The organism is Actinoplanes sp. NPDC049265, from assembly GCF_043197135.1.
In the GTDB taxonomy this organism is placed as follows: domain Bacteria; phylum Actinomycetota; class Actinomycetes; order Mycobacteriales; family Micromonosporaceae; genus Actinoplanes.
In genome coordinates, this window is the sequence record NZ_JBICSP010000001.1 from 98,934 (window position 1) to 121,048 (window position 22,115).

Annotated in this window: 22 protein-coding genes and 2 tRNA genes; 10 read left to right on the forward strand and 14 right to left on the reverse strand. The window is 70.8% G+C overall.

Annotation, left to right across the window (positions count from 1 at the left end; all coding sequences use genetic code 11):
- Positions 1-41: 41 nt before the first annotated feature.
- Positions 42-2,231 (forward strand): RNA degradosome polyphosphate kinase, encoded by a 2,190-nt coding sequence (locus ACGFIO_RS00485; protein WP_392820139.1) that lies wholly within the window; start codon positions 42-44, stop codon positions 2,229-2,231.
- A 2-nt stretch (positions 2,232-2,233) separates the two neighbouring features.
- Complete coding sequence (locus tag ACGFIO_RS00490) at positions 2,234-3,106, forward strand: NUDIX domain-containing protein (protein ID WP_392820142.1); 873 nt, start codon at positions 2,234-2,236, stop codon at positions 3,104-3,106.
- Here ACGFIO_RS00490 and ACGFIO_RS00495 read toward each other — a convergent pair.
- The 4 genes from ACGFIO_RS00495 to leuC form a co-directional block, all read right to left on the reverse strand.
- Positions 3,090-3,512: a hypothetical protein gene (locus ACGFIO_RS00495; RefSeq protein ID WP_392820144.1), complete on the reverse strand. Its 423-nt coding sequence runs from the start codon at positions 3,510-3,512 to the stop codon at positions 3,090-3,092. The two genes, ACGFIO_RS00490 and ACGFIO_RS00495, sit on opposite strands and share 17 nt — an antisense overlap.
- 103 nt (positions 3,513-3,615) lie before the next feature.
- Positions 3,616-4,431, reverse strand: coding sequence for an HU family DNA-binding protein (locus tag ACGFIO_RS00500; RefSeq protein ID WP_392820146.1), 816 nt, complete (start codon positions 4,429-4,431; stop codon positions 3,616-3,618).
- A gap of 256 nt (positions 4,432-4,687) precedes the next feature.
- Positions 4,688-5,275: a 3-isopropylmalate dehydratase small subunit gene (leuD, locus tag ACGFIO_RS00505; protein WP_392820148.1), complete on the reverse strand. Its 588-nt coding sequence runs from the start codon at positions 5,273-5,275 to the stop codon at positions 4,688-4,690.
- 5 nt (positions 5,276-5,280) lie between these two features.
- Positions 5,281-6,735 (reverse strand): 3-isopropylmalate dehydratase large subunit, encoded by a 1,455-nt coding sequence (gene leuC, locus ACGFIO_RS00510; RefSeq protein ID WP_392820150.1) that lies wholly within the window; start codon positions 6,733-6,735, stop codon positions 5,281-5,283.
- A 49-nt stretch (positions 6,736-6,784) separates the two neighbouring features.
- Between leuC and ACGFIO_RS00515 the strand changes: the two genes are divergently transcribed.
- Positions 6,785-7,471 carry an IclR family transcriptional regulator gene (locus tag ACGFIO_RS00515; RefSeq protein WP_392820152.1) on the forward strand — a complete coding sequence of 229 codons (687 nt, stop codon included), beginning with the start codon at positions 6,785-6,787 and terminating at the stop codon, positions 7,469-7,471.
- An 86-nt stretch (positions 7,472-7,557) separates the two neighbouring features.
- Here ACGFIO_RS00515 and ACGFIO_RS00520 read toward each other — a convergent pair whose 3' ends face one another.
- From ACGFIO_RS00520 to ACGFIO_RS00540, 5 genes are all read right to left on the reverse strand, one after another.
- On the reverse strand, positions 7,558-7,689 hold the full coding sequence (locus ACGFIO_RS00520; protein ID WP_392820154.1) for a hypothetical protein: 132 nt from the start codon (positions 7,687-7,689) through the stop codon (positions 7,558-7,560).
- Positions 7,686-8,357, reverse strand: coding sequence for an MBL fold metallo-hydrolase (locus ACGFIO_RS00525; protein WP_392820155.1), 672 nt, complete (start codon positions 8,355-8,357; stop codon positions 7,686-7,688). The genes ACGFIO_RS00520 and ACGFIO_RS00525 overlap by 4 nt, the downstream gene beginning before the upstream one ends.
- Positions 8,358-8,530: 173 nt before the next feature.
- A tRNA-Glu gene (locus ACGFIO_RS00530) sits at positions 8,531-8,603 on the reverse strand.
- 81 nt (positions 8,604-8,684) lie between these two features.
- Positions 8,685-8,756, reverse strand: a tRNA-Gln gene (locus ACGFIO_RS00535).
- Between the two features lie 70 nt (positions 8,757-8,826).
- Positions 8,827-9,168 (reverse strand): hypothetical protein, encoded by a 342-nt coding sequence (locus tag ACGFIO_RS00540; RefSeq protein WP_392820158.1) that lies wholly within the window; start codon positions 9,166-9,168, stop codon positions 8,827-8,829.
- On the opposite strand from ACGFIO_RS00540, the gene ACGFIO_RS00545 reads away from it, so the two are divergent.
- The gene (locus ACGFIO_RS00545; RefSeq protein ID WP_392820160.1) at positions 9,136-9,915 is read left to right on the forward strand and encodes a TetR/AcrR family transcriptional regulator; all 780 of its coding nucleotides are present in this window, start codon (positions 9,136-9,138) and stop codon (positions 9,913-9,915) included. The genes ACGFIO_RS00540 and ACGFIO_RS00545 overlap by 33 nt on opposite strands.
- Here ACGFIO_RS00545 and ACGFIO_RS00550 read toward each other — a convergent pair.
- Positions 9,902-10,693, reverse strand: coding sequence for a fumarylacetoacetate hydrolase family protein (locus ACGFIO_RS00550; protein WP_392820162.1), 792 nt, complete (start codon positions 10,691-10,693; stop codon positions 9,902-9,904). The genes ACGFIO_RS00545 and ACGFIO_RS00550 overlap by 14 nt on opposite strands.
- 70 nt (positions 10,694-10,763) lie before the next feature.
- On the opposite strand from ACGFIO_RS00550, the gene ACGFIO_RS00555 reads away from it, so the two are divergent.
- Positions 10,764-11,681 (forward strand): 3-methyladenine DNA glycosylase, encoded by a 918-nt coding sequence (locus ACGFIO_RS00555; RefSeq protein WP_392820164.1) that lies wholly within the window; start codon positions 10,764-10,766, stop codon positions 11,679-11,681.
- On the opposite strand, the gene ACGFIO_RS00560 is transcribed toward ACGFIO_RS00555, so the two are convergent.
- Both ACGFIO_RS00560 and arfB read right to left on the reverse strand, forming a co-directional pair.
- On the reverse strand, positions 11,678-11,947 hold the full coding sequence (locus ACGFIO_RS00560; RefSeq protein ID WP_392820166.1) for a hypothetical protein: 270 nt from the start codon (positions 11,945-11,947) through the stop codon (positions 11,678-11,680). The genes ACGFIO_RS00555 and ACGFIO_RS00560 overlap by 4 nt on opposite strands.
- Before the next feature lie 2 nt (positions 11,948-11,949).
- On the reverse strand, positions 11,950-12,387 hold the full coding sequence (gene arfB / locus ACGFIO_RS00565; protein ID WP_392822505.1) for an alternative ribosome rescue aminoacyl-tRNA hydrolase ArfB: 438 nt from the start codon (positions 12,385-12,387) through the stop codon (positions 11,950-11,952).
- Positions 12,388-12,756: 369 nt separating this feature from the next.
- On the opposite strand from arfB, the gene ACGFIO_RS00570 reads away from it, so the two are divergent.
- From ACGFIO_RS00570 to ACGFIO_RS00585, 4 genes are all read left to right on the forward strand, one after another.
- Complete coding sequence (locus ACGFIO_RS00570; protein WP_392820168.1) at positions 12,757-14,064, forward strand: M16 family metallopeptidase; 1,308 nt, start codon at positions 12,757-12,759, stop codon at positions 14,062-14,064.
- Positions 14,061-15,407, forward strand: a complete 1,347-nt coding sequence (locus tag ACGFIO_RS00575) for a M16 family metallopeptidase (protein ID WP_392820171.1) — start codon at positions 14,061-14,063, stop codon at positions 15,405-15,407. Before ACGFIO_RS00570 ends, ACGFIO_RS00575 begins: the two co-directional genes overlap by 4 nt.
- Positions 15,408-15,872: 465 nt before the next feature.
- The gene (locus tag ACGFIO_RS00580; RefSeq protein WP_392820173.1) at positions 15,873-17,321 is read left to right on the forward strand and encodes a hypothetical protein; all 1,449 of its coding nucleotides are present in this window, start codon (positions 15,873-15,875) and stop codon (positions 17,319-17,321) included.
- A 66-nt stretch (positions 17,322-17,387) separates the two neighbouring features.
- Positions 17,388-18,392, forward strand: a complete 1,005-nt coding sequence (locus tag ACGFIO_RS00585; RefSeq protein WP_392820176.1) for an endonuclease/exonuclease/phosphatase family protein — start codon at positions 17,388-17,390, stop codon at positions 18,390-18,392.
- Here ACGFIO_RS00585 and cimA read toward each other — a convergent pair.
- Positions 18,362-19,972: a citramalate synthase gene (gene cimA, locus ACGFIO_RS00590; RefSeq protein ID WP_392820178.1), complete on the reverse strand. Its 1,611-nt coding sequence runs from the start codon at positions 19,970-19,972 to the stop codon at positions 18,362-18,364. The genes ACGFIO_RS00585 and cimA overlap by 31 nt on opposite strands.
- Before the next feature lie 245 nt (positions 19,973-20,217).
- Here cimA and ACGFIO_RS00595 point away from each other — a divergent pair, with 245 nt between their 5' ends.
- Positions 20,218-20,940: a tyrosine-protein phosphatase gene (locus tag ACGFIO_RS00595; RefSeq protein WP_392820181.1), complete on the forward strand. Its 723-nt coding sequence runs from the start codon at positions 20,218-20,220 to the stop codon at positions 20,938-20,940.
- Here ACGFIO_RS00595 and ACGFIO_RS00600 read toward each other — a convergent pair.
- Positions 20,937-22,037 (reverse strand): branched-chain amino acid aminotransferase, encoded by a 1,101-nt coding sequence (locus ACGFIO_RS00600; protein WP_392820184.1) that lies wholly within the window; start codon positions 22,035-22,037, stop codon positions 20,937-20,939. The two genes, ACGFIO_RS00595 and ACGFIO_RS00600, sit on opposite strands and share 4 nt — an antisense overlap.
- Positions 22,038-22,115 lie beyond the last annotated feature (78 nt).

The following is a 22,115-nucleotide window of genomic DNA, read 5'->3' on the forward strand; positions in this document are numbered from 1 at the left end:
TGTTCATTCCCCGTTAACCACAAACGGGTGATGATGGAGCGATGCAAAGCCCGCCCCGGACACCAGGACCCCCCGTGCCCCCGCGGCGGGGACCGAATGGCCGCTTCCTCCCCCGCCCCACCTTCGAGGAGGCGCCCGTGACCCAGGCCACCACCGAGACCTACGAACTGCCCGAGGACCGCTTCCTCAACCGGGAGCTGTCCTGGCTCGACTTCAACGCCCGGGTGCTCGCCCTGGCCGAGGACCCCGAGACCCCGCTGCTCGAGCGGGCCAAGTTCCTGGCCATCTTCGCCGGCAACCTGGACGAGTTCTACATGGTCCGGGTGGCCGGGCTGAAGCGGCGGCTGACCGCCGGCCTGCCCATGCGCGGCGGTGACCGGGTATCGCTCCGGATGCAGCTCGAAATGATCACCGAGCGGGCCGCCGACCTGGTCACCCGGCACGCCGCCTGCTTCGCCGAGGAGGTCCGGCCCAAACTCTCGGCCGAGGGCATCGAGCTGGTCCGCTGGACCGAGCTGGACGCGCCCGAGCGGGAACGGCTACGCACCTACTTCCGGGAACAGATCTTCCCCGTACTCACTCCGCTGGCGGTCGACCCGGCGCATCCGTTCCCGTACATCTCCAGCCGGTCGTTGAACCTCGCCGTAGTCCTGCGTGACCCGGCCGACGGCAGCGCCGAGTTGTTCGCCCGGGTCAAGGTGCCCAACAACGTGCCGCGGTTCGTGACCGTGCAGAACGACAGTCGCGGCGCCCGCTTCCTGCCCGTCGAGGAACTCATCGCGGTCCACCTCGACCAGCTCTTCTCCGGCATGCAGGTGCTCGAGTGGCACCTGTTCCGGGTCACCCGCAACGCTGAGGTCGAGGTCGACGAGGACCGCGACGAAGATCTGCTGCAGGCCCTCGAACGCGAGCTGGCCCAGCGCCGATTCGGGCCGCCGGTGCGGCTCGAGGTGGCCGCCTCGATCAGCGACCACGTGCTCGACCTGCTGCAGCGCGAGCTCGACATGGACGGCAACGACGTGCTCCGGGTGCCCGGCCTGCTCGACCTGTCGGCGCTGTGGCAGGTCTTCGGCGAGTGCGACCGCGACGATCTCAAGGATCGCCCGTTCGTCCCGGCCACCCACCCGCAGCTGGCCGACGGCGAGGTGCCGCGCAGCGTCTTCAACCGGCTGCGCGAGTGCGACATCCTGGTCCACCACCCCTACCACTCGTTCTCGACCAGCGTCCAGCGCTTCATCGAGCAGGCCGCCGCCGACCCCAACGTGCTGGCCATCAAGCAGACGCTCTACCGCACCTCGGGCGACTCCCCGATCGTCGACGCGCTGGTCGACGCGGCCGCCGCCGGCAAGCAGGTGGTGGTGCTGGTCGAGGTCAAGGCCCGGTTCGACGAGGTCGCCAACATCGCCTGGGCGCGCACCCTGGAACGGGCCGGCTGCCACGTGGTCTACGGCCTGGTCGGGCTCAAGACGCACTGCAAGACGGCGCTGGTGGTCCGGCAGGAGGGCAACCAGATCAAGCGCTACTGCCACATCGGTACGGGCAACTACCACCCCAAGACCGCGCGGCTGTACGAGGACTTCGGCATGCTGACGGCCGACCCCGAGGTCGGGGCCGACGTCACCGACCTGTTCAACGTGCTCACCGGATACAGCCGGCAGACCGCGTTCCGGCGGCTGCTGGTGGCGCCGCACGGCGTACGCAAAGGACTGATCGAACGCATCGAGGAGCAGGCCCGCGTCGCCCGGGACGGCGGCCCGGCCCTGGTCCAGTTCAAGGTCAACTCGCTGGTCGACGAGGAGAGCATCGACGCCCTCTACCGCGCCTCGCAGGACGGCGTGCGGGTCGACCTGATCATCCGCGGCATGTGCGCGCTGCGCCCCGGCGTGCCCGGCCTCTCCGACAACATCCGGGTCCGCTCGATCGTCGGCCGGTTCCTGGAGCACTCGCGGGTGTTCCGGTTCGGCATCGGCGACGACGCCGAATACTGGATCGGCTCGGCCGACCTGATGCACCGCAACCTCGACCGCCGCGTCGAGGCCCTGGTCAAGGTCACGCTGCCGTCCGCACAGGACGACCTGCGCGGCGTCCTCGAACTGGCCATGGCCGACGACAGCGAGGGGTGGGACCTGGCCGGCGACGGCACCTGGCACCGCCGTCCGACCAACCCCACCGAACCGCACATCCACCTGCAGGAGGCGTTACTCCGCCGGGTGATCGGGAAAACAGCCTGACCGTGACTGACGTGGTTCGCGCGGCCGGCGCGGTGCTCCTCCGGGACTCCCAGGTGTGTCTGGTGCACCGCCCGGCCTATGACGACTGGACGCTCCCCAAGGGCAAGCTCGAGACCGACGAGCTGCCTCTCACGGCCGCGGTGCGCGAGGTCGTCGAGGAGACCGGGGTACGCGGTGAGCCCGTGCTCAAACTGCCCGATGTGACATACCCGCTGCCCGACGGCCGGGACAAGCACGTGGAGTTCTGGCTGATGCGGGCCACCGACGACCCGGTCCTTCCGATCGCCGACCCGGACGAGGTGGACGCGGTCGAGTGGCTGGCACCGGAGGCGGCGGCCGCCCGGCTGACCTATCCGGCCGACCGCGACCTGCTGGCCCACGCCGTCAACACGGCCGAGGTCACCGGCGTCGCGCTGATCGTCCGGCACGCGCACGCCGGCGAACGCAAGAAGTGGCACGGCAACGACGCGCTGCGGCCGATCGACGAGCAGGGCGAGGGCGAGGCGGCCCGGATCGCCGAGGTGCTCACCCACTTCGCGCCGCGGCGGCTGGTCGCGGCCACGCCGTTGCGGTGCAAGCAGACCCTGGAGCCGCTGGCGGCCAAGCTCGACCTGCCGATCGTCACCGACAACGCGTTCGCCGAGCCGGCCGAGAAGGACGACGTGCCTGCCCGGGTCCAGGAGGGCCTGGCCCGGCTGGCCCAGTTGCGCGGCGGCCCGGTGACGGCGATCTGCAGCCAGGGCAAGGTGATGCCGCACCTGCTCGCCGCCCTGGCCGGCACCGACGACTCGGATCAGTACAAGACCCGCAAGGGCGGCGGCTGGGTGGTGGCCTGGGCCGGCGACCGGGTGGCGGCGATCAGCCGGTTGCTCTGACCCGCCGGCGCGGCCGGGGTTCCGGCGGCAGGTCGGTCCGCCAGTAGCCGACCATCTCGCCGGTGAGCCACCGCGCCCGCCACATCTCGTCGGCCCGCGGCTCCCAGTCCCGGTACGGCAGCAGGGCCACCCGCCACGCCATCAACGCGATCAGGTACCAGCCGACCAGCGGCACCAGCCCCAGCCAGGCGTCCCGCCGCCGGTAGGACGCGTGCCGGGCCAGGACGGCCACCGCCATCGCCGACCAGGCGCAGGTGACCAGCCAGTCCAGCAATCCGTTGCCGGACCACCGCTCGGCCAGGTCGCCGAGTGTCCACCCGGGCACGACCGCGACGGCGAAGACGACCACGGCGACGAACGAGCGGCTGGTGAGCCCGCGCGGCGGGCTGAGCGGCGGACGGTCCATGCCCGGACCGTAGGCTCAGCGGCCCGCTCAGCGCTCGAACACACGAAAGGCGTCCACCGTACGGGTGGACGCCTTTCGTTTCTCAGCGGAGCGCTCAGACCCCTTACTTGGCGGTCTTGCGAGCGGTGGTGGCGCGTGCGGTCGTGGCCTTCGCCGCCGGAGTGGTCCGGGCCGTGGCCGCCGTGGTCTTGCGCGCCGTGGTCTTCTTGGCGGCCGTGGACTTGGTGGCCGCCGCCTTCTTGGCCGGCGCCGACTTTGCCGCCGTGGCCTTGGTGGCCGTCGACTTGGCCGCCGTCGTCTTCTTGGCGGCGGTCGTCTTGGCCGGCGCCGCCTTGGTCGCGGTGGTCTTCTTCGCCGCCGTGGCCGTCGTCTTCTTCGCCGCCGCCGTCTTGGTGGCGGCCGCCTTGGTCGGTGCGGCCTTGGTGGCGGCCGTCTTCCGCGCCGCCGTGGCCGTCGTCTTCTTGGCCGCGGCCGCCTTGGTCGCGGTGGCCTTGGTGGCCGTGGCCTTGGTGGCCGTCGTCTTCTTGGCCGCGGTGGCCTTGGTCGCCGCCGCCGTCTTGGCCGGCGCCGCCTTGGTCGCGGTGGCCTTGGTCGCGGTGGCCTTGGTGGCCGTCGTCTTCTTCGCGGCGACCGCCTTGGCGACCTTGCCGCTGGCGACCATCTCCCGGAAAGCCGTGCCCGGCTTGAAGGCGGGCACGGATGTCTTCTTCACCTTCACCGGTTCGCCGGTGCGCGGATTCCGGGCGGTACGCGCGTTGCGTGCCCGCTTCTCGAAGACACCGAAGCCGGTGATGGCGACCCGGTCGCCCTTGGTGACGGCGTTCTCCACCTCGCTGATGACCGCATCCAGCGCCGCTGTCGCTGTCTTCCGGTCGCCCAGGCGGGCAGCGAGCGCCTCGATGAGCTCGGCCTTGTTCACGGTTTTCCTCCCGATCGTGAGAACTGACACGGGCTCACAACCACCTCGGCGCTCGCCCCGGTGCGTGGGTGCACATGCTCTCCACAGTCGTGAACCTGCATCATCGGCCCAATGCGAGCCATTCTGGCCGCACCGTATGCCCTCTGACCAGCAGACACAAACATCTGCATAAAAAAAATCGTTGTGTCACAAGGAATTCGCCCCCGCCGGGGGATCCGGAGGGGGCGAAAAGGCAGTTCTGACTAGGGTTTTCGGCCTAGACGGTGACGGGTTTGAAACCAGGTCGGGTTTGCTCGTACGAGGTGATCGTGTCCTCGTGTCGCAGGGTCAGTCCGATGTCGTCGAGGCCTTCCATCAGCCGCCAGCGGCTGAAATCGTCGATCGGGAAGGTCCAGACGGCATCGTCCACGCGCACCTCGCGGGCGCCCAGGTCGACCGTGATCCGCTTCTGCGGCTCGCTCTCGGCCATCTCCCACAGGGCTTCCACGGCCTTCAGCTCCAGCTGCACCGGCAGCAGACCCTCCTTGAGGGCGTTGCCACGGAAGATGTCGCCGAAGCGCGGGGCGATGACGACCTTGAAGCCCCAGTCGCGCAGCGCCCAGACGGCGTGCTGCCGGGACGAGCCGGTGCCGAAGTTGGGGCCGGCGACCAGGATCGTGGCGCCGGTGTAGGCCGGGTTGTTCAGGACGAACGACTGGTCGTCGCGCCAGGCCCGGAACAGCCCGTCCTCGAAGCCGGTGCGGGTGACCCGCTTGAGGTAGACCGCCGGGATGATCTGGTCGGTGTCCACATCAGAGCGGCGCAGCGGCAGCACGGTGCCAGTGAGACTCGTGAACTTGTCCATCTCTCTCAGCCCTTCAGGTCGGCCGGCGCGGCCAGTTTTCCGGTGACGGCGGTGGCTGCGGCGACCTGCGGCGAGACCAGATGGGTACGCCCGCCCTTGCCCTGCCGGCCCTCGAAGTTGCGGTTGGACGTGGAGGCGGCGCGCTGCCCCGGGTCGAGCGTGTCCGGGTTCATGCCCAGACACATGGAGCAGCCCGCGAACCGCCACTCGGCGCCGGCCTCGGTGAAGACCTTGTCCAGCCCTTCGGCCTCGGCCGCCTCGCGCACCTGGTACGACCCCGGCACGATCATCATCCGGACGCCCTGGTGCACCTGGTGGCCGCGCAGCACGTCGGCGGCGGCCCGCAGATCTTCCAGCCGGCCGTTGGTGCACGAACCGACGAAGACCACGTCGACCGGGACGTCCTTGAGCGGCGTGCCGGGCGCCAGGTCCATGTATTCCAGGGCGCGACGGGCGGCGTTGCGCTCGACCTCGTCGACGAAATCCTCCGGGTCCGGTACCGCGCCGTCGAGCGCCGCGCCCTGCCCCGGGTTGGTGCCCCAGGTGACGAACGGGCTGATCGCCGACGCGTCCAGGATCACCTCGGTGTCGTACTCGGCGCCCTCGTCGGTGACCAGCGACTTCCAATAGTCCACGGCGGCGTCCCAGTCGGCGCCCGCGGGGGCGTGCTGCTTGCCCTCCAGATAGGCGAACGTGGTCTCGTCCGGCGCGATCATGCCGGCCTTGGCGCCCCACTCGATCGACATGTTGCAGATGGTCATCCGGCCCTCCATGGAGAGCTTGCGGATGGCCTCGCCGCGGTACTCCACGATGTGGCCGTTGCCACCGCCGGTGCCGACCTGGGTGATCAGCGCCAGGATGAGGTCCTTGGCGGTCACCCCCGGCCGCAGCTCGCCGGTGACCGTGACGGCCATCGTCTTCGGCTTGGCCTGCGGCAGCGTCTGTGTCGCCAGCACGTGCTCGACCTCGCTGGTGCCGATGCCGAAGGCCAGCGCGCCGAACGCGCCGTGGGTCGCGGTGTGCGAGTCGCCGCAGACGATCGTCAGGCCCGGCTGGGTGAGGCCGAGCTGCGGCCCGATCACGTGGACGATGCCCTGCTCCTCGTGCCCGAGCGAGCGGATCTGCACGCCGAACTCGGCGCAGTTCTTGCGCAGCGTCTCGATCTGCGTGCGGGACACCGTGTCGGTGATGGTCAGCAGGTCACCGCGGCGGGTGTTGGAGGACGGGTCGTCGTACCCCGTAGGCGTGTTGTGGTCCTCGGTCGCCAGCGTGAGGTCGACCCGCCGAACGCCGCGACCCGCCATCCGCAGCCCGTCGAACGCCTGCGGGCTGGTCACCTCGTGCAGCAGGTGAAGGTCGATGTAGAGCAGGTCGGGCTCGCCTTCGGCGGACCGTACGACGTGGTCGTCCCAGACCTTCTCGGCCAGGGTCCTCGGCTTTGTTGGCGTGACTCCCACCATCTGGACATCCTAAATTCTGGGAGGTATGTTTCGGCTTGTGGGACACAGTATGAGCGGTGTCGGCGTTCTCGACAAGGCGGTGGTGATCCTGGCCGCCTGCGTCGACGGCGCCAGCCTGGCCGAGCTCGTCGACCGGACGAAACTGCCCCGGGCGACCGCACATCGCCTGGCCCAGGCGTTGGAGATCCATCGGATGCTGGTCCGCGACACCCAGGGCCGCTGGCGCCCCGGCCCCCGTCTCGGGGAGCTGGCCAACGCCGCCCCGGACGTCCTGCTGACCGCCGCGGAACCGCTGCTGTCCGCATTGCGGGACGCGACCGGGGAGAGTGCTCAACTCTACTTGCGTCGTGCTGACGAACGCATCTGTGTCGCCGCGGCCGAACGCGCCAGCGGTCTACGTGACACCGTCCCGATCGGCTCGGTGCTGCCGATGACCGCCGGCTCGGCCGCCCAGATCCTGCTGGCCTGGGAACCGCCCGAGGCCGTGATGCCGTTGCTGCCCCGGTGCAAGTTCACGGGCAGGACGCTCGCCGAGGTTCGCCGCCGCGGCTGGGCCCAGAGCGTGGCCGAACGGGAGGCGGGCGTGGCCAGCGTGTCCGCCCCGATCCGCGACCGGACGGGCCGGGTCATCGCGTCCATCTCGATAAGCGGTCCGATCGAGCGACTCGGCCGCCGCCCCGGCGAACGTCACGCCATGGCCGTCGTCCGCGCCGGCCAGCGCCTCTCCGGCCTCTGATCCCGCCCCGGCCTACCACCGAAGGAGCTACCACCGAAGCCCTCGGTAGGACCGGGCGGTATCAGCGCCTTCGGCGGCGCCCTGAGCTACCAGTGAAGTGCTTGGTGGCAGGACCGGGAATCGGCGCCCAGATAGACGATCTCGACGTCGAGCCGTTCGGCGATGTGCCGGCGGAACCGTTCGGGATCGGCGCCGCGGCCCAGCCACCAGCCCGTCACGCCGGCGTCCACTCGGCATTGTCATGCGCGAAGACGATCCGCCTCGGGTCGAACTCCAGCAGCCGGCTCAGCCACGGCGGCGGCGTGCCCTCGCCCGCCCGTACGCCCAGCACGTCGTAGGTGAACAGCGAGGCATTGTCGTGGCTCTGCCCGGCCACGATGATCGATCCGTCGTTCTGGCGCACCACCACCGACTGATGGCCGGCCGTATGGCCCGGCGTGGGGATGACGTGTACGCCCGGCAGCACCTCGGCCTCGCCGTCGAGTTCGACGTGCTTCAGGCCGGGCGGATCGACCAGCTCGGGCAGCGTGTGGCCGGTGACGTTGCGGGCCACCTCGAGCTCGGTCGCCTGGGTGAAGACGGGACGTCCGGGCAGCGACGGGTTTCCGCCGCAGTGGTCGAAGTGCAGATGGCAGTTGGTCACGTACCGGATGTCGTCGATCGTGGAACCGGCCCGCGCGACCGCCTCGGGCAGCGCGACCCGCGTCGGCCGGTAGTGGTCCTCGACCCACGGATGCGTGCCCATGCCGCTGTCGACCAGCAGCACGCCGTCCGGGTGGTCGATCAGACAGCCGAGCACCGGCTCGACCCGCGCCGCGCCGTCCACGGTCTCCGATCCGGGCCGCACGAAATAGCCGAAGTCCACCCGCCGCACCTGAATGTCCACCCGCCCACTCTCGCACCGCGAGAGCCGATCACCGCAAATCCGGCTCCACAACCCGGGAGGGACCTACCACCGCCAACCCAGTGGTAGGCGCGAGCGGCATTCGGGGCCGGACTAGCGTCGGCGGAAACGAAAACGGTCCGCGGTCAGTTTCGACCGCGGACCGAACCGCTTTGTAGCCCCGAAGGGATTCGAACCCTCGCTACCGCCTTGAGAGGGCGGCGTCCTAGGCCGCTAGACGACGGGGCCAGGACTGCCGTTCTCGCTCCGAACGACGGTGTAGAACCTATCAGATCCAGCACCGGCGCTCCTTTGCGGGAACGTCTTGCGCTGGGGTACCAGGACTCGAACCTAGACTAACTGAACCAGAATCAGTCGGGCTGCCAATTACCCCATACCCCATCGGCACGGTCTCGCCGTGCCGGGTCTGAACTCTACCTGAGCCCATGGTGCCCGCCAAATCGGGTTACCGTCAGCCGATTTGCCCAGGTCGGAAGAGATCCGCGTGGCGACGGGCCCAATCGGCGAAGGTTGTCGCCGGCCGCCCCAGCACCTTGGAGACCGTCGGCACGGGCCGCCGCGGGTGCTCGGCCAGCGCCTGAAGGTCCCCGAAATACCAGGCCGCGGCCTCCCGTCCCATGGACGGCGCGTAGTGGTCGACCGCCTCGGAAAGCGGCAGGTCGATGTAACGCAGTTCACGGCCCAGAGCGGCGCCGAGCTGGGCCACCCGGTCCCGCCGGGTCAGCGCGGCCGGGCCGGTCAGCTCGTACGAGACCCCGGGATGGCCACCGTCCAGGAGCACCCGCGCGGCCACGGCGGCGATGTCCTCCAACGCGACCCCGACCGGATCCTGCCGCTGCTCTGGCGGCGGACGAAGCCCGCACGCACCGGCCGGCCGCCGAAGCTGACCGTCGACGCCGTGGTGACCGCCGCGATCAGGCTGGCCGACGAGGGCGGGCTGGAGGCGACGTCGATGGCCCGGCTGGCCGACGACCTCGGCGTCGGCACGATGACCCTCTACAGCTACGTCCCGTCGCACGACGAGCTGGTCGACCTGATGATCGACGGCGTGTTGCTCGGCCGTGAGCTGCCCGGCCCCGACGACCCACGGCCCACGCACTGGCGCGACCAGGTGATGCTCTACGCCGACCGGACCCGGGCCGTGTACGCCGCCCATCCCTGGCTGGCCCAGGTCTCCCAGATCCGGCCGCCGATCGGGCCCGGCATGCTCGCCGAACGCGAGTACGTGCTGTCCTGCGTGGCCCGCGCGGCCCGGCCCGAGCAGGTGAACACCGCCGCCGTCACGATCCAGATGTTCGTGACGGCGGCGGCGCGCGGCGTGGCCGAGAACGAGTTGGTACGCCGGGCCAGCGGGCAGTCGACCGACGAATGGTGGCTGCACCGGGCCCGGCTGTGGGAAGACTGGTTCGACGTGGAACGGCACCCGACGATGACCGGCCTGTGGAACGCCGGGAAGTTCACCGACGGACCGGACGAGCAGGCGGATGCCGCGTACGCCTATGGTCTGGGTCTGATCCTGGACGGGATCAGTCCAGCGTGACCACCGGGTTGTTGATCGAGCCGATGCCCTGGACCGTGCACGTGACCGTGTCACCGGTGGTGATCGGCCCCACGCCGGCCGGGGTGCCGGTCAGGATCACGTCGCCCGGCAGCAGCGTCATCACGTGCGAGACGTAGGACACCAGGGTCGGTACGTCGAAGATCATGTCCTTGGTCCGGCCGAGCTGGCGCACCTCCATCGCCTCCGGGTTGCGGCCGACCTCGCACCGCACCTCCAGATCGCTGACGTCGAGGTCGGTGACGATCCACGGACCGAGCGGGCAGAACGAGTCGAAGCCCTTGGCCCGGGTCCACTGTGGGTCGGAACGCTGCAGGTCACGGGCGGTCACGTCGTTGCCGACGGTGTAGCCGAAGATCGCCTTCTCGGCGCCGGCCCGGTCCACCCGGCGGGCACCGGTCGCGCCGATCACCACGGCCAGTTCGGCCTCATGCTCGACCTGCGTCGACACCGAGGGCAGCCGGATCGCGTCGTTCGGGCCGATCACCGTGGTCGACGGCTTGATGAAGATCAGTGGCTCCTTGGGCAACTCGTTACCCAGCTCCTTGGCGTGGTCGGCGTAGTTGCGGCCGATGCCGATCACCTTGCTGGAGAAGATCGGGGCGAGCAGGCGTACGTCGGCCAGGGCCCAGCGCTGCCCCGTGAAGCGCACCTCCTCGAACGGCAGGCTGCCGATCTCGGAGACGGTCAGCCCTTTGTCAGACCCCTCGACGACCCCGAACGACACCCCGCTTGCGTGCACAAAGCGAGCAAAACGCACCGAATACCCCATCCCTCGAAAGCCTGTACGCCTCCTCAACCTACGCGCCCGTAATAGCTACGCTGGCTGGGTGCTCACCACCACGCTGCCGCCGCAGACGTGGGTGCCGCTTGCCCAGGCCCACGCCGAGCGCGCCGACCAGATGACGGCCGGCCAACGCGCCCGCAAGGCTCGCGGCGAGAAACACGCGATCGAGGACTTCCTGTACGACTACTACGGCACCCGCCCGGCCCAGCTCCGCCGCTGGCATCCCGGAGTGGGCACCGGCCTGGCCACCGGCCCCGGCGCCGTCCCGCCCCAGGCCGGCTGGAAGTGGTACAGCACATACCCCGACGGTGTGGTGACGTTGGACACCAAGGCGTTCCTTCAGGCCCGCGGCGAGAGCGTCCGCTACATCCACGGCCTGCTCACCGCGACCGCGTCCCGCCCCGTGTTCACCGGCTGCTTCGGCCTGCACGAGTGGGCGATGGTCTACCGCCAGCCCGAGCACCGCCATCCCCTACCGCTACGCCTGGGCCAGGCCGCCACCGACGAGGTGGTCGAACGCCACCCGATCCGCTGCACCCACTTCGACGCGTTCCGCTTCTTCACCCCCGAGGCGGTCGGCCTGAACCGCCTGCAGCCGACCCGCGCCACCCAGGTCGACCTCGACCAGCCCGGCTGCCTGCACGCCGCCATGGACTGCCACAAGTGGGCGTCCAAACTCGGCCCCGCCGTCCCCGGCGCCCTCGCCCTGGACTGCTTCGCCCTGGCCGGCGACATCCGCCTACTCGACATGCAGGCGTCGCCCTACGATCTGACCAGCTACGGCCAGCCCGCCGTGAAGATCGAAACCGCCGAGGGCAAGGCTGAGTACATCGCCCGGCAACGCGAGTTCGCCCGGCGCGCGGCAGGTCTGCGCGCCCGCCTGATCCGCGTCTGCGACGAGCTGATGGGCCCCGAAGCCGCCGAGGCCAACCGTCTCGCCGTCGCTCCGCACAACCATTAGACGGGTACGCCGAACACAAAGTCCCCAATGCCGCGGCGGCCTAGCCGGCCGGTCCCGGCCGTTGCGCCCGCGTCCGGGCTGATGTCGTGCTCACCCCAGCCCGACCGTGGCGTCCGCAACCTCCGGCTTTCAGGGCCGGGCAGGAATTCGTCCAGTTCCCCGGCCAGCCGAAGCATCGACGCCCCCGCCTCCACCGGATAACGCCGATGCAGCCGCACATGGGTGTCCGGGTTCTCCGCGCGCCGGACCCCCACCCCGAAACTCACGCTCAGTCCGGGTAGGCGCGACGGTTGCGTTTGGTCTCGCCGCGCCGCTTCTTCTCGGCGATCCGGCGCTCGACCGAACCACGCGACGGCCGCGTCGCCCGCCGAGCCTTGGGCGGCGGCGCGATCGCTCCCGCGACCAGCCCCGCCAGCCGAGCGGCGGCCGCCTCCCGATTGCGCAGCTGCGACCGATGCTCGGACGCCGTCACAGTCAGCACCCCCTGCACCAGCCGGGCCCCGAGCCGTTCCACCGCCCGCTCCCGCACCGAGGGCGGCAACACTTCCGACCCGGCGACATCCCACGACAACTCGACCCGCGAATCAGTGGTGTTGACCCCTTGACCGCCGGGCCCGCTGGACCGGGAGAACCGCCACGCCAACTCCGCAGCCGGGATCGTCAGTCGATCACTCACGCGGACGTCATCAGGCACGGGCCCCAGCATCGCACTCACGCCGCCGTCCCGCCACCAAGATCGCCCCCCCGCCGCCCTGTGGACAACCGCCCCCCGTCGTGACGCCACGCCCAGCGCCGGTGGACCCGCGGCATCTGGCCCTCAAGACGAGTTGCCGCCGACCCGGTGGAAGGGGGTGCACGTGGGGCGATCCAGTCGCCGACCGTCCGAAGTGGAAGGTGAGTGGCGCCGGCCGCGCCGGCGGGCAGCGGCACCGATTCGAGGACGCGCCCGACCTCGAACAGCGTCGGCTCGAGCCACCGGAAATCGGCCCTCCGGCTGCTGGACCACCAGGGCACCAGGTGGAACCGAAGACGTGACGAAGGACGGCACAGGCGGACCCAGGGAATACTGGTCGGCGTGACGTCGCAAACCGCGCCGGTGGAAACCGGCTATCCGTGGCCCATCGTTACCAGACGCCTCGACAACGGCCTGCGGGTCGTGGTCAGCGAGGATCGCAGCAATCCGGTGGTCTGCGTCAACCTCTGGTACGACGTCGGCTCCCGCCACGAGCCGGCCGGGCAGACCGGCTTCGCGCACCTCTTCGAGCACCTGATGTTCGAAGGGTCGGTGCACGTGCCCAAGACCGAGCACATGCGCGCGGTGCAGGGCAACGGCGGCTCGCTCAACGCGACCACCAACCCGGACCGGACCAACTACTTCGAGACGTTGCCGTCCGAGCATCTCGAGCTGGCGCTGTGGCTGGAGGCCGACCGGATGGGCGGGCTGGTGCCCGCGCTCACCCAGGAGACGCTGGACAATCAGCGCGAGGTGGTGAAGAACGAGCGGCGGCAGCGGTACGAGAATGTGCCCTACGGCGACGCCTGGCTGCGCCTGTTGCCGTTGCTGTACCCGCCGGGGCACCCGTACCACCACTCGACCATCGGGTCGATGGAAGACCTGAACGCCGCCGCGCTGGAGACGTTCCAGGCGTTCCACCAGAGCTACTACGCGCCCAACAACGCCGTCCTCACGGTGGCCGGTGACGCCTCACCGGACGAGGTGTTCGCGTTGGCCGACAAATATTTCGGGGCGCTCGAGCCGGTGTCCGACATCCCGCCGGCGCCGCACAGCTACCTGGCCGGCCCGGCCACCGAGCCGCGCCGCGAGACGGTGGTGGGGGCGGTGCCGGCGCCACGCATCTATCTGTCGCACCGCACGCATCCGTTCGGCACGGCCGCCTACGACGCGGTCACCGTGCTCTCCACGGTCCTCGGCAGCGGGCGGGGCAGCCGGCTCTACCAGCGCCTGGCCGACGGCAAGCGGATCGCCCAACCGGACTACGTCGGCGCGTACGGCGTCGACCTGGCCCACGCGCCGGCCCCGCTGATCATCACGGCCACGGCCAAGGACGGCGTCGAGGCCACCGTGCTGGAGGAGGGCGTGACCGAGGTCCTCGACGGTCTCGCCACCGAGCCGGTCACCGAGGCCGAGCTGGAGCGGGCCAAAGCGCTGCTGACCACCTCGTGGTGGCGGCAGATGTCCACAGTCGGCGGTCGCGCCGACACTCTGGGCCGGTACGCGACCCAGTTCGGCGACGCGGGCGCGGCGGCCTACCGGCTGCCGGGCTGGCAGAACGTGAACAGCGACGACATCAACGACGTGCTGTCCGCCCTCCAGCCCTCGTCCCGGGTCACCCTCACCTACCTGCCAGGAGAACAGTCGTGACTCTCGTCGCCACCCGGCCCGGCTCGGGCGCCGCCCGTCCGTACTCCTTCCCGAATGTGGTTCGCACCCCGGTCGCCGGCGGCCTGGTGGTCGCCGCGCATCTGCCCGGCCAGCGCCTCGCGTACGCCGCCCTGCTCCTCGACGCCGGCGCCGTGCACGAGCCGGCCGGCCGCGAGGGCACCGCCACCATCCTGGCCAAGTCCCTGGAGGAGGGCACCGCCCGGCGCGACTCGGCCGGCTTCGCCCTGGCCCTGGAACGGCTGGGCGCCGAGCTCAGCGCCGCGGTCGACTGGGACTCGTTCCGGGCCGGCGTCTCGGTACCGGTGGCCCTGCTCCCCGGCGCGGTCGAGCTGCTGGCCGAGGCGGTACGCACGCCGCGGCTCGACCCGGCCGACGTGTCCCGGGTCCGCGACGACGAGGTGACCGCGCTGCGCATGGACTGGGCCCAGCCCGGCCCTCGGGCCGACGCGGCCCTGCGCGGCGACCTGTTCGGGGCGGACGAGCGGTATGGCCGCCCGCCGCACGGCGATCCTACGTCGGTGGCCGCGGTGACGGCCGACGACGTGCTGGCCTTCCACGCCGCCCGGCTGCGCCGCCCGGGCGTCCTGCTGGTCGCCGGCGACCTGGACCAGCTCGACCTGACGGCGCTGGGTGAGCTGGCCTTCGGTGGTACGTCGGGCGATCCGGCCGCCGCCGAGTCGCCGCTGGACGTGCCGATCGCCGACCGGCGCAAGCTGATCCTGGTCGATCGGCCCGGTTCGGTGCAGTCGACGCTGCGGCTCGGTCACCGGGCGCCGCATCGGGCCCATCCCGACTACGTGCCGATCACGCTGGCCGCGACCGTGCTCGGCGGGGCCTTCACGTCCCGGCTCAATCATCTGATCCGCGAGGTCAAGGGCTACACCTACGGCATTCGGGGCGACTTCGCGATGACCCGCCGGTTCGGCCGGTTCGGGGTGTCGTCGGCGGTGCAGACCGCGGTGACGGCCCCGGCTCTGGTCGACACGGTCGGCGAGATCACGCGTACGAAGGACGAGGGCGTCACCGAGGACGAGCTGGCTGTGGCCCGTTCGTGGCGGGCCGGTCAGCTGTCGGTCGAGATGCAGACCCCTGGCTCGATCCTGTCCGCCCTGGCCACCCTGGTGATCCACGATCTGCCCGACGACTACCACGCGACCCTGCGCCGGCAATATCTGGACGCCACGGTCGACCAGGTCTCGGCCGCGTCCGCCGCGCATCTCCACCCGGCCGGCCTGACCCTGGTCGTGGAGGGCGACGGCGCCACGATCCGCGACGACCTGGCCGCCACCGCCCTCGGCGACATCACCGACGCCGCCGTCTGACCCCAGTGGTAGCCGCGCGCGGCATCCGCCGGGCCGATGCCGCGCGCGGCTACCACCTCGTTCTCGGAGTGCTCTTGGCGCGGGGTCGCCAGGGCGGCGACGATGCCCACTCGCGGCCACTGCGCCCGGCCCGCCCGACAGTCGTAGCCCCGGGCGCCATCCAAGCCCGACCCACCGCCCGCCCCTACCACCCGAAAACAGTGGTAGCCCTGGGCGCCGTCCAGGACCGCTGTGCCGCGCGGGGCTACCACTGGGGGCTTGCGCGCACGGACCCGGAAGGGCGAGGGGCACCGTCAGGTGGGCCCCTCGCCCGGTGCCCGCGGGAGCATACGGTCCGTACCCCGACGGACGCGGGTAAATGAGGATTCTGAATTTAAAAGCTCTCCACCTGTGGGGATTGCCATTGAGTGACTGAGGAGTTTCAATATGTCGTCCCCAGAGAGCGCTCTCACAAAGGCCCCCCACATGCCAGCGACCTTCTCGGTCACGTCCGTGCCCGTTTCCCGGCGGCGCCTGCTGGCGTTCCCGGCCGCGGCCGCAGCCGCCACGGTGACCGCGGGCGCGCTGCCCGCCGACCCCGCCTCGGCCAGCTCCGACCGGCCCCGCCACCTGGTCGACCCGTCGCTGTCGGGGCCGGTCGCCCGCGCCTACCGCTACCTCGACGTGGTGCAGGACGCCTACCTCAAGGGCGCCGAGCCCCGGCTGCTGCAGTCGTACAACAACGAGAGCGGCCTGATGACCGCCGCCTTCGTCTACGACAACGCCCTGGCCACGCTGGCCTACCTGGCCAATCCGAGCGTGGCCAACGTGCGCCGGGCCCGGCTGATCGGCGACGCGTTCCTCTGGGCCCAGGCCAACGACGAGGCCTTCGCGGACGGGCGGGTGCGGCAGGCCTACGCGGCGGGGCCGATGCGGTTCTACGGCGGCGGCGCCTACTTCCCGGGGCTGAAGCGGGAGGACGGCAAGGCGGCGTTCCTGTGGCCGTACGGCTTCGGCGGCTCGTCGGTCGGCGACATGGCCTGGACCGGTCTGGCGCTGGCGCAGCTCTACGTCGACACGCGCATCAAGAAATACCTCGACGGTGCGGTCGCGCTGGGTGGGTGGATCGCCGAGCGGGAGTCCGGGTACGCGCACGGCGGCTACCACGGCGGCCTTCAGGCGGACGGCGTCACCCCGCAGGCCTGGTGCTCGACCGAGCACAACATCGACGCACACGCCCTGTTCACGTTGCTGGCCAAGCTGACCCGGGACCGGCGCTGGACGCATCGGGCGACGGTGGCGGCGGGCTTCGTCCGAAACATGTGGAACCCGGCCGACCGCTTCCTGTGGACCGGCACGCTGGGCGGCAACCCGGGCGAGGACCCCAACCTGATCAACAGCGGGAACGTCCCGGAGGACGTTCAGACCTGGTCGGTCCTGGGGATGGGCGACCGGCGCTTCGACGCCGCCCTGGACTGGGTGATCGGCAACCTGTGGAACACCGACGGCGCGGTACGGATATCCGGTGTCACGTTCTCGTCGCAGGCCAAGATCCTGACCGGCGCGGTGCCCGGCAGCGACGTGCCGAACAACCGCGACGCGGTCTGGCTCGAGGGCAACGGGCACACGGCGCTGGCCCTGCTCACCCGCAAGGGCACCGGGGACCGGGCCGTGGCCAAGCGGCTGCTGGCCGAGACGGTGGTGGCGCAGCGCAAGGTCGGCGCCGGGCAGACCGTGGGCCGGACCACCGACCCGCAGGACGGCATGCTCTCCGAGGCCAACTGGGCCGGCACCGCCCTGCCCGACAAGTCGGGCATCGTGGCGGCGACGAGCGCGTTCGACACCGGCTTCGCGTTCGGCTACTTCCAGCGGCAGCACGTCGGGGCGACCGCCTGGTTCCTGATGGCGGCGCAGAACTTCAACCCGTATGTCTGAGCGGACGCTGTGACCTGGGCCGCGAGTATTTCCTGGTGGTAGCCGGGGCCGGATACCGTCGGCGGCATGACGATCACCAGCGCGCGGCCGTCCGGGACCGCCCGCCGCCACCGCAAGCGGGCCGGCGTGACCGTGCTGGTGTGGCTGCTCCTGCTGCCGACGGCGGTGTGGTCGGTGCTGCGGTTCGGCGGCTGGGAGAGCGGCGCGCTCGTGCAGCTGTTCGCGTTCACCACGTACGCGGCGGCCTGGTCGGCCGTCCCGGCCCTGATCGCGCTGCTGACCCGGCGCTGGCTGGGTGCGGCCGTCGCCGTGGTGGCCACCGCGCTGCTGGTGGTGGCCATCCTGCCGCGGGTGCTGACCGACCGGGACACCGGCCCGGCCACCGGCGTGCCGCTGCGGATCATGTCCTCGAACGTCGAGCTCGGCGGCGCGGACGCGGACGCGCTGGTCAAGCTGGTCCGTGAGCAGGACGTGGCGGTGCTGGCGCTGCAGGAGTTCACGCCGTCGATCCAGGGCCGGCTCGAGGCGGCCGGGCTGACCGCGCTGCTGCCCTACTCGTCGGTGGCGGCGCGGTGGGGCGCGTCCGGCTCGGCGGTCTACTCACGCTTCCCGGTCACGGCGCCGGGGGCGCGGCGTAACGGCGGCGGCTTCTGGCAGGCGTACGCGACGATCACGCCGCCCGGGGCCGGCCCGATCGTCGTGGAGTCGGCGCATCCGCTGGCCCCGTACGCGGTCGACGTCCTGGACAGCTGGCGCGGCGACCTGGCGGCCGAGCCGAGAACCGGCCCGAACGGCCCGCCCCGCGTCCTGCTCGGCGACTTCAACTCGACGCTCGACCACCACGCCCTGCGCGAGCTGATCGCCCGGGGCGGCTACCGGGACGCGGCCGCCGCCACGGGCCAGGGCCTGGTCGGCACGTGGGGCCCGTACGGCGGCGCCCCACTGCCCCCGGTGACCATCGACCACGTGCTGGTCGACAAACGGATCGGGGTACGCGACGTGCGGGTGCACGGCGTACCCCGGACCGATCACCGGTCGATCTACGCCTCGCTGACCGTGCCGGCGGCCTGAGCCGTCGTCCGCACCGCGAGACCGTAGGTGAGCGCGTCGACCAGCGCGTGCCAGGAGGCCTCGACGACGTTCTCGTGCACGCCGACCGTGGTCCAGTCCCGCTGCCCGTCGGTGGTCTCGACCAGCACCCGGGTGATCGCCCCGGTGCCGTGCGAGCCCTCCAGGATGCGCACCTTGTAGTCGGCCAGCTCGAAGTTCCGGAGCTCCTCGTAGTGCCCGGTCAGCGCCTTCCGCAACGCCTCGTCGAGGGCGTTGACCGGGCCGTTCCCCTCAGCCGTGGTGATCATCCGCTCGCCGCGGACCTTTACCTTGACGGTGGCCTCGGAGACCACCGTGCCGTCCTCGCGGTGCTCGGTCTGCACCCGGTACGACTCCAGCGAGAACGGCCGGCTGAAGCCCTCACCCGGCAGCGCCCCCCGTACCAGCAGCTCGAAGCTCGCGTCGGCGGCTTCGAAAGACCATCCTCCGGCCTCCAGGTCCTTGACCTGGTTGGTCACGGCGGACAGGGTGTCCGGGTGGCCGGCCAGGTCCAGCCCGAGCTCACGGCTCTTGAGCTCGATGCTGGCCCGGCCGGCCATCTCCGTCACCAGGATCCGCATGTCGTTGCCCACCACCGACGGGTCGACGTGGTTGTAGAGCAGCGGATCCACTTTGATCGCGCTCGCGTGCAGCCCCGCCTTGTGAGCGAATGCCGCGGCCCCGACGTAGGCCTGGTGGGTGTCGGGGGCGATGTTGGCGATCTCGGCGAGCGCGGAGGAGACCCGCGTCGCCTTCTCCAGGCATCCGTCCGGTAGGACCTTCAGCCCGAGCTTCAGTTGCAGGTTCGCCACGACGGCGAAGAGGTCGGCGTTGCCGGGGCGCTCGCCGTAACCGTTGGCGGTGCACTGGAAATGCTTGACCCCGGCCTCGACCGCGGCGACCGTGTTGGCCACCGCGCACGAGGTGTCGTTCTGGCAGTGGATGCCGAGTTGCTCGGGGCTGACCCCGGTGCGCTCGACGACCTCGGTGATGGCCTTGGTGACCATCGACGGGAGCATGCCGCCGTTGGTGTCACACATGATGACCCGCTCGGCGCCGGCGTCGATGGCGGCACGGACCACGCTGGCGGTGTACGCCGGGTCGTACCGGAAACCGTCGAAGAAGTGCTCGCAGTCGACGAACGCGCGGCGGCCGTTGGCGACCAGGTGCCGCACGGTGTCCTGGACCATGGCCAGGTTCTCGTCGCCGGTGGTGCGCAGGGCCCGCTCGACGTGCCGGATGTCCGACTTGGCGACCACGCACACGACCGGCGTCTCGGCGTCCAGCAGCGCCTGGACCTGCTTGTCGGCGGCCACGTCGACGCCGGCCTTGCGGGTCGCGCCGAACGCCACCAGCACTGCGTGCTTGAGGTCGAGCTCGGTCCGGGCCCGGCGGAAGAACTCGGTGTCCTTGGGCATCGCGCCCGGCCAGCCGCCCTCGATGAACCCGACGCCGAACTCGTCCAGCAGCTTCGCGACCGCGAGCTTGTCGACGACCGAGTAGCTGATGCCCTCGCGCTGCCCGCCGTCGCGGAGCGTCGTGTCGAAGACCTGGTAGTCCATGGCGAAGGTTCCTTTCGGGGGCGATTTTGGATCAGGCTCAGTTGGTGGCCCAACAAAAAGACCCCCCGCGGATGCGGGAGGTCTGCGCGTCGGCGAGTCAGAGTCAGCCGGCGCGCTGGGTGCCAATAATGAGCACGAGGTGGGTCACGGGATGAAGTGTGCCACCGTTCGTCGCCGTGGGAAGCGTTGTTCCACCTTTCGGGACTAGGTTCGTTCGTGTGGCCGACCTTTCGTACCCCCGGAATGTGTCCTTCACTTCGACCTACAACTTCCGTGACGTCGGCGGTTACGCCGGGCTGGACGGGCGCACCGTGCGCTGGCGGCGGCTGTTCCGGGCCGACGCGCTGCACCGGCTGACCGACGGACCGGACTGGGAGACCTACGCCGCCCTGGGCGTGCGCACCGTGATCGACCTGCGGCGAGAATTCGAGATCGTGGAACACGGCCGGATCCGCGAGTACGAGGGACTGAGCTACCAGAACCTGCCGTTGCGCCACGTCGACTGGGACGACGTGCCGCACCCCGACGGCGTCGACCACGAACGCTGGCTGGCCGACCGCTACCTGAACTTCGCCGAGGACGGGCACGAGGCGCTGCGCGGTGCGCTCAGCCTGATCGCCGACCCGCAGGCGGCGCCGGTGGTCGTGCACTGCATGGCCGGCAAGGACCGCACCGGCGTCACCCTGGCTCTGGCGCTCGGGCTGCTCGGCGTCTCGGACGAGGACATCGCCGCCGACTACGCGCTGACCACGACCTCGATGCGGGGCCTGGTGGAGTACCTGCTCAAGACCAACCCGACCGCGGTCGAGGGCAACGAGCACATGTTCGACTCACCGGTCGCGGCGATGCTGCTGTTCCTCACCGACCTGCGTGCCCGGCACGGCTCGGTGGAGAGCTACGCGCGCACGATCGGGCTGACCGTCGAGCAGGTGGCCACCATGCGCGACCACCTGCTCGAAAAATCCTAGAAGATGCGGTGGACCCAGCCGAAGGTGTCCTCGGCCCGGCCGCGCTGGATGTCCACCAGTTCCTGGCGCAGCGCCATGGTGACCTCGCCGGCCCCGCCGTCGGCCACGGTGAACTCGCCGTCGGCCGACCGAACGGTGCCGATCGGGGTGATCACGGCGGCCGTGCCACAGGCGAACGCCTCGCGCACCCGGCCCGACGTGGCCCCGTCGCGCCACTCGTCCATGCTGATCGGCCGTTCCTCGACCGCCCGGCCGGCCCGCTGCGCCAGTTTCAGGATCGAGTCGCGGGTGATGCCCGGCAGGATCGTGCCGGTCAGCGGCGGGGTGACCAGGCGGCCGTCGTCGAGCACCAGCACCACGTTCATGCCGCCGAGCTCGTCGACGTACTTCTGCTCCACCGCGTCCAGGTAGACCACCTGGGCGCAGCCGTGCTCGGCCGCCTCGGCCTGCGCCGCCAGCCCGGCCGCGTAGTTGCCGCCGCACTTGGCCGCGCCGGTGCCGCCGGGCGCCGCCCGGGTGTAGTCGGGCGTGACCCACACCGTCACCGGCTTGACCCCACCGGGGAAGTAGGCGCCCACCGGCGAGGCGATCACCACGTGCAGGTACTCGTTGGACGGCCGCACACCGAGGAAGGCCTCGGTCGCGAACGCGAACGGGCGCAGGTAGAGGCTGCCCTCCGGGTCCTGCGGGATCCAGTCCCGGTCGACGGTGACGAGCTGGCCCAGCGCCTCCAGGAAGGTCGCCTCGGGCAGCGCCGGCATGGCCATCCGCCGGGCCGAGTCGACGAACCGGGCGGCGTTGGCGTCCGGCCGGAACAGCGCCACGCCGCCGTCGGCCAGCTTGTACGCCTTCATGCCCTCGAAGATCTCCTGGGCGTAGTGCAGCACCGCCGTCGCCGGGTCCATCGGGATCGGGGCGCGCGCCTCGACGCGGGCCTCGAACCAGCCTTTGCCCTCGGCGTAGCGGATGGTGACCATGTGGTCCGTGAAGATCCGGCCGAAGCCGGGATTCGCCAATAACGCCGCCCGGTCCACGTCGCTCACCGGCGCGCTGTTTCGGCGGATCTCGAAGTCGAGGTTGCTGTCACCACCAGTCATGGCACGTGACCTGCTTTCTTAAAAGATTTTGTGTGCACGAAGATACCCGAACGGTCGTTAAAACAGACCGTCCGAGGT

What these genes read in the sequence shown, in the direction of transcription:
- ACGFIO_RS00485 (WP_392820139.1), top strand. Translation starts at nt 42, where the DNA reads ATGCAAAGCCCGCCCCGGACACCAGGACCCCCCGTGCCCCCGCGGCGG.
- ACGFIO_RS00495 (WP_392820144.1), bottom strand. Translation starts at nt 3,512, where the DNA reads ATGGACCGTCCGCCGCTCAGCCCGCCGCGCGGGCTCACCAGCCGCTCG.
- leuD (WP_392820148.1), bottom strand. Translation starts at nt 5,275, where the DNA reads ATGGACAAGTTCACGAGTCTCACTGGCACCGTGCTGCCGCTGCGCCGC.
- leuC (WP_392820150.1), bottom strand. Translation starts at nt 6,735, where the DNA reads ATGGTGGGAGTCACGCCAACAAAGCCGAGGACCCTGGCCGAGAAGGTC.
- ACGFIO_RS00515 (WP_392820152.1), top strand. Translation starts at nt 6,785, where the DNA reads ATGAGCGGTGTCGGCGTTCTCGACAAGGCGGTGGTGATCCTGGCCGCC.
- ACGFIO_RS00545 (WP_392820160.1), top strand. Translation starts at nt 9,136, where the DNA reads ATGGCCACCGTCCAGGAGCACCCGCGCGGCCACGGCGGCGATGTCCTC.
- arfB (WP_392822505.1), bottom strand. Translation starts at nt 12,387, where the DNA reads ATGCTGGGGCCCGTGCCTGATGACGTCCGCGTGAGTGATCGACTGACG.
- ACGFIO_RS00580 (WP_392820173.1), top strand. Translation starts at nt 15,873, where the DNA reads ATGCCAGCGACCTTCTCGGTCACGTCCGTGCCCGTTTCCCGGCGGCGC.
- ACGFIO_RS00585 (WP_392820176.1), top strand. Translation starts at nt 17,388, where the DNA reads ATGACGATCACCAGCGCGCGGCCGTCCGGGACCGCCCGCCGCCACCGC.
- cimA (WP_392820178.1), bottom strand. Translation starts at nt 19,972, where the DNA reads ATGGACTACCAGGTCTTCGACACGACGCTCCGCGACGGCGGGCAGCGC.
- ACGFIO_RS00600 (WP_392820184.1), bottom strand. Translation starts at nt 22,037, where the DNA reads ATGACTGGTGGTGACAGCAACCTCGACTTCGAGATCCGCCGAAACAGC.